Here is a 12880-nt window from a genome sequence, read left to right on the forward strand (position 1 = left end):
CTTTTTTGTTTTTCAAATCAAATTACCCTTTTCAAGACAACTAATAACAGGTCTTGATTTCTGCTGTAAAAGTAGTATGCCGCTCGGCTACAAATCCCGGTTTCAACAGAATTGATTTACCTGCTTCAAAGGTAACATTAGGAGCCGGGGTAAAGTCGGGTTCACCTATTTTTCTGGACGATTGTAAGGTGAGAATGGCTTTAACATGCTCAACACCCGTAGAAACATTATTGGCTACTACCACATTTGTATTGGCCACTACTACATCGGTGCCTGAACTGCCACCTGAGCTACATTGTGCCACATAAGGAGTAGTAACCGATGGACTTACTTTTATAAATGTTCCGACATAGGTCGAATGTCCGTCTGACCATGTGATAGTGCCATTACAGCCGCTGGCAGTTAGTGTAACCGTAGTATTGGGGCAGATAGTAGGTTTTATGGGCATAATGGTAATGAAATTCTGCCCGTTACAGTTGGCGGCCTGTAGAATAGTAATACTGTTTTCGGCACTCACACAGCCAAAAACCGATTCGCTCCAGCCTTTATAAATACCGGGTTCAGTTACAACTCTTGTACTCCTGTCGGACCCGATTGCTGCATTTATCCGACCAGAACCGGATTGTGGCGTACTCCAGTAAAAGTTATCTGAAGTATTGGCTGATTGTCCGGTGATTACGGTGGAACCACCTTTGCAGATAGCAGGATTATTAGTAGTAATAGCCGGAGGCACAGGTCTGGGGTTTACTATGATACTAAATGCATCAGAAGAATCACTCTGGCAATTGTTATCAGTAATAGAAACTCTGTAACTCCTGTTAGAAGTTGGCGACACATCAACAGAAAGACCTGTTAAACCACTTGACCAGTAACAGTCCGCACCGGGGTTGGGTATGTCAGCCGTTAAACTGATGTGTTCGCCGCTACAGATAGTTGTTTTGCCTGCAATGACAGGTTTGGCAGGTTTGGGCCGGATATTTAACTGGCTCGTGGCTACCCGGGTACTGGTACAACCGCCGTTTTCACAGGCAGCATAATAGATGGTAGCCGCAGTAGGGTTATGGCTCAGGTTTGTACCTGTGCCAATGGCTGTGCCGCCAGAGGCAGTTGTGTACCATTTCAGTGTTCCTGCATTGAAATTAGCCGATAATAGCACGGCACTTCCACTACAAACCTCTGTATAGTTAACAGCCACATTGGTTGGCGTAGCCGGATGTTCATTTACTACCACATCTTCGGTATATGTTCTTTCGCTTACACAGTTCCCGTTTTCGCAGGCAGCGTAATAATTAGTAGTAGTGTCGGGGGTTACACTAAGGTTATTACCCGAACCCTGAAAAGTACTGATACCTTTCGGGTAACTATACCAGCGAATAATGCCTATGTCGCAAGTGCCCGATAAAATAACACTTTCGCCTTTGCAGATAGAGATTTTACTAACTCTTAAATCGGTTGGCACGGTGGGTTGGCGTATAACTACCACACTAACAGAGTCATTTCTTGGGCTTTCGCAACCGTTGTTGATACAGGCACCGTAATAGGTAGTATTTTCTAAGGGGGTCTGAATACCGCCATCAAGTATGGCTCCACCAACCGATGTATTGTACCATGAAGATGACCCTGATGAGCAGTTGCTTGTCAGGCTGACATTGGTTCCGCTACATATCTCCGATCTGTCAATTAATACCTGTGTGGGGGCATCAGGCACATCAAGCACAGTTATTTCATTAGTAGCTATCCGGTTGCTGATACAATTTCCGCTTTTACACGCAGCATAATACCTCTTTGTTTCCATTGGGGTTACGCTCAGATTAGTGCCACTACCAACGCTATCGGCATCAAATTCATTGTTAAACCATTTCAGGGTACCGTCAGTACAAGTGGCAGATACAATAACATCTGTACCCCGACAAGTAGTTGTTTTATTAACAAGCACATTACCGGGCATACTGGGCTTGGCCGATACTACTACCTGATTGGTAGCCACTCTTGTACTTGCTTCAAATTCAGTTTCACAGGCGGCATAATAAGTAGCATTACTTATCGGAAATAGCGTGAAAGGGGCACCCGTACCCAGAGGATTGGTAGCAGTAGTAGATAAATACCATACCAGATTTCCGGTATTGCAGGTAGCCCATAAATAGATACTATCGCCACTGCAAACATTCTCCGAACTGGCAAATACATACATAGGTGCATCAATTACCTGTTTTTTAAGTGTAGCAGTATGTACACCTGTATTAACCAAGCCAGTATCAGGTGTTTTTTCTGGCGTATGCCCGGCAATAGATGATTCCGGATTATACTTAGGTATGATTGACATTTCGGCCACAGACAGGCTATTATTGGTAACCCCCTCAGGGGTTTGTGTTTCGGTAAGGAGTTGAGTGGGTTGTGCAAAAGTCAGGTCAGATAATAAGATACTCAAAACCGGAACGATGTATTTTTTAAAAGTAAAGATGTGTTTCATTGACTTTAAATTTATTTTTAAAGGAAGAGGTTTATCAGTTTTTAAAGGCTAAAAACTACCCTAAGAGCAGCGTATGGGCTTTCCTGAAAGGTTGACCCTTTGATTTAGCTTTCTTTTCTGATTCTTAGGGGCTTTTTGGTAGATTGTTTAAATACGGATAGCTTGTTTGCATCAGCCGTGCAAAAAATACCCGGAAATTATTGCGTTTTTTAGGAGAGTGATTCAGAAAAAGGTGATACAGAGAAACAGATTTCTGAGATAATATAACTACAGTCAGGGAGGTTTTGTTTGCCGAAATAGTCTGATGTTACAAAAAAGATTATGGTTTTTCTTTACGGGAAATCTTTAAAGAAAACGGGTAGTTCAGCGCATCATTAAAAAGAGCCTTATAGAATTACTTTTAAGCATTTTGATGAGGTAATTTCTTTATACCTGAAAGTGAATTTTCTGCCGGAAAAACCTGAAATCCTCTTATCAGGTGGCCTTAGTTTTATCAAACCATTACCAAAATAACCTCTAATTTTAGCTGAAAGTTAATAAATGGCAGGTGTGCGCATTTTGAGGATTATTTTACGTAATATGCGAATATGGTCTATAAAAATCCTTGTATATTTATTTCATAATTATTCAGCCATTAGTTTATTATAAATCTGTACGGAGTCTCAACTACCATATAAGGTGTCTCTTTATAAATAATCATTGTGTTTTGTAGCTTTTTAAAGTTTGGCATTCAGATGCAGTGAGTATTGTATGGTAATTTTAAATTAGCATTATTAGGCGAATATTTTGTATTTATTTACGTTGATCTGAACCCTCTTTTTATCAGTATAATTTTAACACCTATCCTTTAATTTAGCTTACTCATGGAAGCACTCGATCACATCATTATGAAAGTCGCCGCGGGAGATAGTACGGCGTTTACTAAGTTATATAACCACTACAAAGAACCCGGTATCCGATTTTCGATGGCTATTGTGAAAGATGAAGAAGAAGCGGAGAATATGCTGCATGAAGTTTTTATCAAAATCTGGAATCGCCGCGAACAGATTAATCCCGAACTGAATTTCAATTCTTACATCTTTACCTGCCTGCGCAACCTCGCTTTCGATTACCTGAAAAAAATAGAAAGGAGCCAGACACTTCAACATCAATATCTGCAAATGATGGAAGAAGACCACCACCGCAATTCAGAGGCCGAAGAGGCAAAAATTGTTTTGCTCCGCAATGCGATGAACAGCCTTCCGGCTAAACGTAAGATGATTCTGAAACTGAACGTAGAAGACGGAAAATCGTATCAGGAGATTGCTGAAATGATGCGTATTTCTAAAAACACCGTTAAAAATCAGTTAGTTAAGGCAAAGCAGTATCTCCGTGGCAGTATAGATTTAGCTATGGCTCTGTAAGAAAATTCTTCCATATGAAATTTATATAATCATTATATAAACCCAGTAGTACATTTTACCACTTAAACAGTAATTCAGTTAAATTCAACAATACACTTGAGTTACAATTCTATCTTCACTTAAAAAAAACATATTATGAAGTTAAACTTTACTCTCCGAAGCATGCTTAGGGGGCTGGTTTTTTTCGGAATCCTGTTAGGAGCGGCTCCTACAGTCTGGGCCCAGAGCCGGACTGTAACAGGTAAGGTAACCTCTAAAGAGGACGGTGCGGCTATGCCCGGCGTAAACATTTTATTGAAAGGTACTCAGAAAGGAACAAGTACTAATGCCACCGGAAATTACTCAATTGAGGTAAGCGGTAGCGATGCAGTATTAGTTTTTTCTTTTGTTGGGTATGAAGCTACTGAAATTCCGGTAGGTAACAGAAGCACGATTGATCTGGCAATGGATTTAAGTGCTGAAAGCCTGAAAGAAGTAGTGGTTACAGCCTTAGGTATCAAACGTGAAGAAAAATCATTGGGGTACTCGGTTGGTAAGGTTGACGGCAAAGACCTGAGCCGTATTTCTAACGAAAACGTATTAAATGCCATGTCGGGTAAAGTAGCAGGGGTGGCTATTAACTCTACAGGGGCCACAGGTTCGTCAGTAAGTATGGTTATCCGTGGGGCTAAATCGTTGAGCAACGATAACCAGCCATTATTTGTAATTGATGGTGTACCTATCATTAATACTTTAAACAACGTAAGCCAGGTGGGTGGCGATAACCGTGTTGACTACGGTAATGCAATCTCTGACTTAAACCCTGAAAACGTTGAAAGCATTTCGGTGCTGAAAGGACCAAGTGCAGCAGCCCTGTATGGTTCAAGAGCAGGTAATGGGGTGGTAATTATTACTACCAAAAATGGCTCGAAAGCAAAGAAAATGACTGTAAACCTGATTACCAATACAGTATTTGATAATCCTTATCGTTTCCTTGATTTACACTCTAAATACGCTACAGGTATTCTTCCTTTCACACCAGATAACAACCCTTATCCGGGTGGTGTATTAATTATTGATGAAGGTTCGGCAGGTGGTGTAGGTCCTGAATTAGATAAAGGTTACAAAGCCGTTCAATGGAATAGCCCTAAAGATGCAAATGGCAAACCAATTCCGACAGAACTGGTTTCTCACCCTAACAATATCAGAGACTTTGTACAGACAGGTATCACTACTACCAATGGTATATCCATTGCCAACAGCAATGATTTTGTAAACTATCGTGTAGCTTATTCAAACATGACTAACCGTGGTATTATTCCGGGTTCTGATTTATTCAAAAACTCATTGGCTATTGCTACGTCATTAAAATTAAGCAATAAATTAAGAGTAAGTACCAATATTGATTTAAGCCGTAATAACTCTAACAACCGCCCTGCGGGTGAAAGAGGGGCTAACCCATTGCAATGGGCTTATGCCGTATCTCCGCATATCGACATCAATGAGTTGAAAAACTACTGGGTTCCTGGACAAGAAGGATTACAACAATTGTCTCAGGCAAAAGGAAACTATAACAACCCTTGGTTCCTGGCGCATGAAGTAAGAAATGGCTTTGAAAGGAATCGTTTGTTTGGTAATATCAAAGCTGACTACCAGATTACCCCTGAATTAAGTTTAATGGGTAGATACTCAGTAGATACTTATGGCGAAAACCGTGAAACTAAAATCAGCAGTAGCTACACAGCAGAGCCTCGTGGTGCTTATGGTGTCATTAACCTGAAACGTTTTGAAAGTAACGCCGATATGTTATTGACCTATAACAAAAACCTGAAAGACTTCTCAGTTTCTATATCAGGAGGTGCCAACTCACGTAATACCGAATACAGAGATGTTACCAACAGAAGCCGTAACGGTACCGGTTTGATTATTCCGGGCTTGTTTACTTTACAGAATATTGCGCCTGCCAACCTTGAGTACATCAGTACACTTTCAAGAAAAGTGGTTTATAGTGCTTATGGAATGGCAAATTTGGGCTATAAGGATATGGTATTCTTAGACCTGACCGCCAGAAACGACTGGTCAAGTACTTTGCCTGCGGCCAACCGTTCTTATTTCTACCCATCTGCTTCATTGAGCGTATTAGTTAATGAAATGTTTGCTACTTCGTCGCCTAATCTGAATATGCTGAAACTAAGAGCAGGTGTAGCACAGGTAGGTAATGATACAAACCCGTATGCTTTGATAAACACCCTGGCTAACAACGAAGCGTGGGGAGGTCTTACCCGTTTGTCGAAATCGGGTACGATTTTATTGCCTGATTTGAAACCTGAAATCTCGACTTCGTATGAAGTAGGTGCCGATTTAACCATGTTCAAAAACAAATTGAGAGTATCGGGTACTTACTACATGGTTGAAAACAGAAACCAGATTATCCCAACCAAATTACCTCCATCAACAGGCTTTACCTCTAAAAACATCAACGCAGGTTTGTTAGTAAGTAAAGGAACTGAAATTACAGTAGGTGGTACGCCATTTGAAAATAATGGCTGGAGATTGGATTTGACAGCTAACTTCTACAGAAACAGAACAGTTATCAAAGAGTTAAGTCCAGGTCTTGATTTCTATACTTTATGGACAGATGCCAAAGGTGGTGCATGGACTTACGTAGGTGAGACAATCGGTGATATTTATGATGCAGAATTGGTTACGGTAAAAGACCCTAATTCGCCCTACTTCGGTTATCCTATCTTAGACGAAAACGGTTCTTGGCAAGCAGTTGCCGCCAGCAATACCCGTAACAAAATCGGTAACTTCAACCCTGATTTCATCTTGGGCTTCCAGGCTTCGTTGACTTATAAAAACTTCAGTCTGAATGCTACATTTGACTGGAGACAAGGCGGCGATTTTGTTTCACAAACCTATCGTTATGGTGAGTCTGATTTGAAATCGCAACGTTTCCTTGATAACCTGATTAATCCGAATGGTTTAACAGGCGATGCCCTTCGTAACTACCTGATTGATAATGACCTTGTAAGAGTAACCGGAAACAAATTCAATATTGTAGGTGGTCCTACTGCTGCTTACGGGGGGTATCCTTTTGAATACGGCGGTAATACTTATATGTATGGTGTATTTAACCCTGGTGTTATTGCGCAATACAACGAGGCAGGTCAGATTATCGGTTATAAAGAAAACCTGGGTGGTGCCGGAACCAAAATTATTCCTTATGGCGACAACTATCCGTGGGATTTCACAAGAGCTGCTTTGTTTGATGCTTCTTATATCAAACTGAGAGAAATTTCATTAGGCTACGAAATACCAAGTTCTTTCGTGAAAAGATTGGGTATGCAAAGTGCTAACGTATCAGTTTATAGCCGTAATATCATGCTATGGACAGCCGCTAAAATCGGTATCGACCCGGAGATGGCATTCCAGCCACAAGCAGGTACACAGGCAGGTACGCAGTTTAAACAAGGTATCGAAAGATACAACGTTACTCCTTGGGTAGTTCCGGTTGGATTTAAACTTGGTTTAACATTCTAAAAATCTTTAAACACGAAATCAATGAAAAGGAATTATAAAAAAATTATTGCATTAGCTTTTCTGTTTACAGGGCTTTTCTCTTGCAAAGACCTGACAGAAGTGAACAATAATCCCAATGGGATACAGCCTGACCTCGTGAACCCTAATCTGGTATTGCCAACTGTATTGACTGAAGCTGCAAAACTTTATGTGAACCTTGGCTATCAGGATATTGCAGGGGTTGTACAGCATACACAAAAAGATGCGTGGTCGTCGGGTCATAACGATTACGACTGGGGTGGCAACCAAAGCTGGAGCGGATACTACGATATTTTGCGTAACAACCAATTGGTGTACGACAGAGCAGTAGCCGAGAAATTAGAGTTTCACCAAGGGGTATCATTAGTCATGAAATCGTTCATGTTTGGTTTAATTACCGACTTGTGGGGCGATGCACCGTATAACACCGGATTGAAAGGTGAATTGGGTAAACCAGAAGATATACTTCCGGCTTTTGATAGCCAGGAGGTAATTTATACAGGTATTTTAGCTGACCTTGAAAAAGCTAATACGCTTTTATCTAAATCAAAAGCTGAGTACTCAAGTATAGTAGATAACGTAGATGTTTACTTTTCAGGCGACCCTGCCAAATGGAGAAAAATGGCTAACTCGTTAGCGCTACGTTATTATATGCGTATTTCTGCCAAAAAACCAGATGTTGCCAAAGCAGGTATTGAGAAAATTGTGGGTAATGCCGCACAATATCCAATCATGACCGTAAACTCAGAAGATGCTACTATGGGCTTTCCGGGTACAAGTGATGGCACTGCATGGCCGGCAAATACAGTTTTTGATGTGAGTGGTAGCAACTACCGCCGTATCAAAATGGCAGGAACTTTCGTAGAAACGTTACAGGCATTAAAAGACCCGCGTTTAGGAATCTGGGCAAACAAAGTTGAGGTTCCTTTAGTGGTTGATGCGTCGCTTCCGGCAGGTACCGATAAAATTGAAGGTGGTAAAAGATATTTATCGCCTGATAAAGTGGGTAACACCGTAGTTGATACTGACCCTGAGTATGTAGGTATTCCTACCAGTTTCTCAGCTTTACCATCAGCTTTTAACCTGAATCCAACGCCAGGTCAGACCTCTTTCAATCCGCACGTTTCGTTCCTGAACGATATTTACAAAGCAGCTACCGGCCCATTATTAAGAGCCCGTTTGATTTCGGCGGCTGAAGTAAACTTTATCTTGGCAGAAGCAGCCCTGAAAGGCTGGAACGCAGGAGACGCCAAGGCACGTTATGAAGCAGGTGTAAGAGCTTCTTTAAATACCTGGACAGTAGGCAGCAAAGCAGATGCCTATTTAACTACGCCGGGCGTTGCCTACGAAGGTACTTTGAAACAGGTAATAGAACAAAAATGGATTGCCAGCTGGACAGCTGCTACCGAAGCATGGTTTGATTTCAGAAGAACTGGCTTCCCTGCATTAAAAGCAGGCCCTGCAGCAAAACGTCAGGCATTACCGGTTAGATTCTATTATATGCAAGACGAACTGAACATTAACAAAGCTAACACCAATGCCGCTTTGGAGAAATTAGAAGTAACTAATTTCTCGCAGGCTGACGGAAAAAATAGTGCATGGTCGAAACCCTGGGTAATTCAGGGAACCGGAAAACCTTGGTAAAAGTAGATTGTTTTGAAGTAAAAATCAGGGAGGGCGTCTCAAAAGTTTACCAAGCCAAATATTATTTGGCCCAGCCTCACCTCACCCCGTGCGGCGTCCGCTCTAAATCTCCCTCTCCTGAACAAGGAGCGGACGTCGCACGGAGGGAGACTTTTAGCCCCTCTCCCGAGGGAGAGGGGTTGGGGCGGCCGCCGCGCGGTGAGGAAGAATCCCGAAGATTATTTGGCGTAAAAAACTTTTGAGACAGCCCTCTGATTTATTAAGAGACCCAAACCTCTGAATTATGAATTTTATCAGAAAAAAGATATACAGAATTTTTTGTTTTTTTATTTGTAGTAGTAGTTTCCACACAACTTTTTCTCAATCGCATACACATCCGCATGAGCAGGCTGTATCGTTAAACATGGACGTAAAAGTTCTGTTTCCCTCAGCCACACCCGACCGCATCATACTAAATCTGACACCAACGCCTGAAACTTCTATCGGAGTGAACTGGCGTACAGATACCACTATTACCAAAGGAGAAATACAGGTAGCCATTGCTACCGACGGAACACAGTTTTTGAAAAACGTCCGTACTATTTATGCTACTTCTGAGTACCTCAAAGTAAAATACCAACAGGAGCCGGAAGTGAAATCCTGGTATCACTCGGGTGTGATAGAAAACCTGGAACCCGGTGGCTTATATGTGTATAGAGTTGGCTATGACAAGCACTGGAGCGAATGGTTTCAGTTTCGGATGCCTTCAAACAAACCTAACCGTCCGATTTCGTTTCTGTATTTCGGCGATGCCCAGAATGATGTAAAATCATTGTGGTCGAGGGTTATCAGAGAAGCATATAAAACCATGCCTGAAGTATCTTTTATGCTACATGCCGGAGACCTGATTAACCGCAACGACCATGATGTAGAGTGGGGTGAGTGGTTTTATGCTGGCTCACACATTCATGCTACTGTACCCAGTGTAATGACCCCCGGTAACCATGAATACGGCAAAGGCAAGTTATCTCCGCAATGGAGACCACAGTTTACTTTACCGACCAATGGCCCGAAAGGACTGGAAGAAACCTGCTATGAGATAAATTATTCAGACCTGAAAGTGATTTCATTAAATGCCGAAGAAATTGACGAATCAGAGCATTTTGCCTCGGCACAGGCTAAATGGTTAGACTCGGTATTGACACATAACCCACGTAAATGGACCGCTATTACACTTCATTACCCGTTTTATTCAACCAAACCTAATCGTGATAATATAGAATTACGCAACCGCTTTAAGCCGATTGTAGATAAACACAAAGTGGATATTGTCTTACAAGGCCACGACCACGCCTACGGACGTGGCATGGTGAGTAATACGGTAAATGTACAAGGGAACAAAAACCAGGCATCAGGTACGGTGTATGTAGTATCTGTTTCAGGACCGAAGATGTATGACATATCTAACGACCCCTGGATGAGCCGCAAAGCAAGTAATACCCAGTTGTTTCAGTTGCTTACCGTCAAAGACAATGTACTCTCTTATAAAGCTTTTACAGCTACCGGAGAACTATATGATGCCTTTGATTTACAGAAACAACCCGGCAAGCCAAATCTTTTAGTGAATAAAATTCCTAAAACACCGGAGAAGAATTGAGGTTGTTAGGAAAAATTACAGCAGGGATAGGAGAGAACTCTTATCCCTTTTTTTATAGCATCATAAATATTTTCTGTATATTTGGTTAACAAACCAATGAATTATGCTTATAACTGTTGAAGGAATTTATGAGAATGGGCAGGTAGTTTTTAAGGAGAATCCTCCTCTACGCAGAAAATCAAAAGTACTTATTACTTTTGTAGAAGAGATAAGCGATAAAACCTCTTTTAAAAAACGCCCTTTTGGTACACTAAAAGGTACTATAAAGGTTTCTGATGATTTTAACGAACCGTTAGATGACTTAAAAGATTATATGTAATGGCATATTTATTTAAGAACCTTTCTGCTCTCTAAGCCAGTCTTATCTTACTACATTACAATCTCAGAAAATAAATCAATAACAGTGTCCTTCTTTTCTGACTTCTAAACAGTTCTCACTTATACATTCATCAATAGTTTGTTGTTTATTATTTGCATCCTATCTACCCAAAAAATCTTCCTATATTCAATAGTACTTTCTTAAGAATAGGTAGTATAAAGAAATGCAAGGTTTAATGAATAATTGAGATTCAAGAAATAAGCGTTCTTTTGTAGAGACGCATTGCATGCGTCTCCAAGGGGCTATTAACACCTTAAAACGACCTATTGTTTTTTATCTTTAAATAGCATTTATTGGATTGCAAAGTCCAATGGAGACGTAAAGCATTACGTCTCTACGAATGAACCGTTTATTTCTTGAAACCTAATCATTCGGTGAAAATGATTTAATCAGAAACTAACCTGATTTTGCCCTTTAAGGCAACAATTGACTATTCAAACTACCTACAAACCCAATGAAAAAGTGTTCTTTTATTATTACTCTTCTTATTTACTGCCTTTTTAATGTTTCTTTCAGCAATGCACAGACCCTGAAAGTAGGGGCAGCCATTCGGGTTATTACACCTGATCCGCTTTTACCTGTTTCCGGTGGGATTGGTACGCCTAAACCAGCTAAAGAGAAGAAAGGAGACTTGTTTGCCAGAGCGATGGTTTTTGAAAAAGGCGGCACACGCATTGCGATTGTAAACGTAGATAATCTGGGTTGGACCTCTATTTTAGGTAATAAATCAAGAGCCTTAATCAAAGGTATTCCACCGGAAAATATTCTTATTGGTGCTACACATACCCATAGCGGGCCTGATGCGTATGCGTTCCCTGATGCTACCGGAAAATCGTCTGCCGATTTAAAATACCTGGATTGGTGCGTGCAACAGATTGCTGATGCTGTAAACGAAGCCGTCAGCAAATTAGAGCCTGCTTCGTTGAAAATTGCGGTTGATGAAGCCAAAGGCAAAATAGCTTATAACTATTATGCACCTGCCTTATATGACCCTCGTTGTGGGGTTATTCAGGCCATTGCCACTACTGGCGGCAAACAAGGCAAGCCCATTGCTACGCTGGTAAATTATGCAGTGCATCCCGAGGTTTTAGGGTCGGGTCGTGGTATTTTAAGCCCAGACCTTTGCGGACCTTTATATGACCGCATTGAATCTAAAGCAGGCGGAATCGCCCTATTTATGAATGGCGCACAAGGGGGAATGGTAACGGCCGATACTCGTTTAGAATATGGCAAAGAAGGGGCAGGTCAAAAAGAAGCCAATACCTGGGAAGAATGTATCAGGATTGGTGAGCTATTGGCTGACGAAGCCTTGCGGATTGTAGAAAAAGCACCTGTATTAGAAAACCCGAACCTGTATTGTGTAGCCCGTAAAATAGAGTTTCCGGTCGATTCGGAAGTAATGCGTTATATACTGAAAAACTCTCCCTTGAAGCATGAACTGAATAAAGAGAATGTGGTAAGTACGCAACTGAATCTGCTGAATATAGGCCCTGCCCAGATACTGACTATACCCGGAGAAGCCTTGCCGAATATCGGATATTATGTAAAACGTAATATGCCTACCAAAATGCCGTTTTTATTCGGGCTTACCAACGATGCCTTCGGGTATATGCTTACCAAAGTAGATTTCAATAGTTTTAAACGGTATGATTACGTAAGCCGAACCAGTTTAGGCGAAATGACCGGAGAAATTTATATAGAACAAGCCCTTAAATTAGTAAAGGATAGTCCAAAACCACAATAATTTATTCATCATCGACGGGAATTTCTAACCTGATTATCCAACCGGATTTTCCCTCCTATAAAAA

Annotated in this window: 7 protein-coding genes; 6 read left to right on the plus strand and 1 reads right to left on the minus strand. The window is 41.2% G+C overall.

Features of this window, described 5'->3' with window-relative positions:
• Window positions 1-40 precede the first annotated feature (40 nt).
• Window positions 41-2470, minus strand: coding sequence for an Ig-like domain-containing protein (locus EWM59_RS12270; protein WP_130021269.1), 2430 nt, complete (start codon window positions 2468-2470; stop codon window positions 41-43).
• An 863-nt stretch (window positions 2471-3333) separates the two neighbouring features.
• Here EWM59_RS12270 and EWM59_RS12275 point away from each other — a divergent pair.
• The 6 genes from EWM59_RS12275 (at window position 3334) to EWM59_RS12300 (ending at window position 12816) form a co-directional block, all read left to right on the plus strand.
• Entirely contained in the window at window positions 3334-3873 is a 540-nt protein-coding gene (locus EWM59_RS12275) for an RNA polymerase sigma factor (protein ID WP_130021270.1), read from the plus strand.
• Between the two features lie 135 nt (window positions 3874-4008).
• On the plus strand, window positions 4009-7395 hold the full coding sequence (locus tag EWM59_RS12280; RefSeq protein WP_130021271.1) for a SusC/RagA family TonB-linked outer membrane protein: 3387 nt from the start codon (window positions 4009-4011) through the stop codon (window positions 7393-7395).
• A gap of 21 nt (window positions 7396-7416) precedes the next feature.
• On the plus strand, window positions 7417-9057 hold the full coding sequence (locus tag EWM59_RS12285) for a SusD/RagB family nutrient-binding outer membrane lipoprotein (protein ID WP_130021272.1): 1641 nt from the start codon (window positions 7417-7419) through the stop codon (window positions 9055-9057).
• A gap of 283 nt (window positions 9058-9340) precedes the next feature.
• A complete protein-coding gene (locus tag EWM59_RS12290; RefSeq protein WP_130021273.1) occupies window positions 9341-10693 on the plus strand; it encodes a purple acid phosphatase family protein in 1353 nt (450 codons plus the stop codon).
• 103 nt (window positions 10694-10796) lie between these two features.
• Complete coding sequence (locus EWM59_RS12295) at window positions 10797-11012, plus strand: DUF2281 domain-containing protein (RefSeq protein ID WP_130021274.1); 216 nt, start codon at window positions 10797-10799, stop codon at window positions 11010-11012.
• A 514-nt stretch (window positions 11013-11526) separates the two neighbouring features.
• The gene (locus tag EWM59_RS12300) at window positions 11527-12816 is read left to right on the plus strand and encodes a neutral/alkaline ceramidase family protein (protein WP_130021275.1); all 1290 of its coding nucleotides are present in this window, start codon (window positions 11527-11529) and stop codon (window positions 12814-12816) included.
• The last annotated feature ends 64 nt before the right edge of the window (window positions 12817-12880 follow it).

Origin of the sequence: Emticicia agri, from assembly GCF_004168285.1 — a bacterium.
Classification (GTDB): Bacteria; Bacteroidota; Bacteroidia; order Cytophagales; family Spirosomataceae; genus Emticicia; species Emticicia agri.

Bases quoted from the DNA above. Each gene is read 5' to 3' on its own strand.
- EWM59_RS12270 (WP_130021269.1), bottom strand. From the start codon at position 2,470: ATGAAACACATCTTTACTTTTAAAAAATACATCGTTCCGGTTTTGAGT.
- EWM59_RS12275 (WP_130021270.1), top strand. From the start codon at position 3,334: ATGGAAGCACTCGATCACATCATTATGAAAGTCGCCGCGGGAGATAGT.
- EWM59_RS12280 (WP_130021271.1), top strand. From the start codon at position 4,009: ATGAAGTTAAACTTTACTCTCCGAAGCATGCTTAGGGGGCTGGTTTTT.
- EWM59_RS12285 (WP_130021272.1), top strand. From the start codon at position 7,417: ATGAAAAGGAATTATAAAAAAATTATTGCATTAGCTTTTCTGTTTACA.
- EWM59_RS12290 (WP_130021273.1), top strand. From the start codon at position 9,341: ATGAATTTTATCAGAAAAAAGATATACAGAATTTTTTGTTTTTTTATT.
- EWM59_RS12295 (WP_130021274.1), top strand. From the start codon at position 10,797: ATGCTTATAACTGTTGAAGGAATTTATGAGAATGGGCAGGTAGTTTTT.
- EWM59_RS12300 (WP_130021275.1), top strand. From the start codon at position 11,527: ATGAAAAAGTGTTCTTTTATTATTACTCTTCTTATTTACTGCCTTTTT.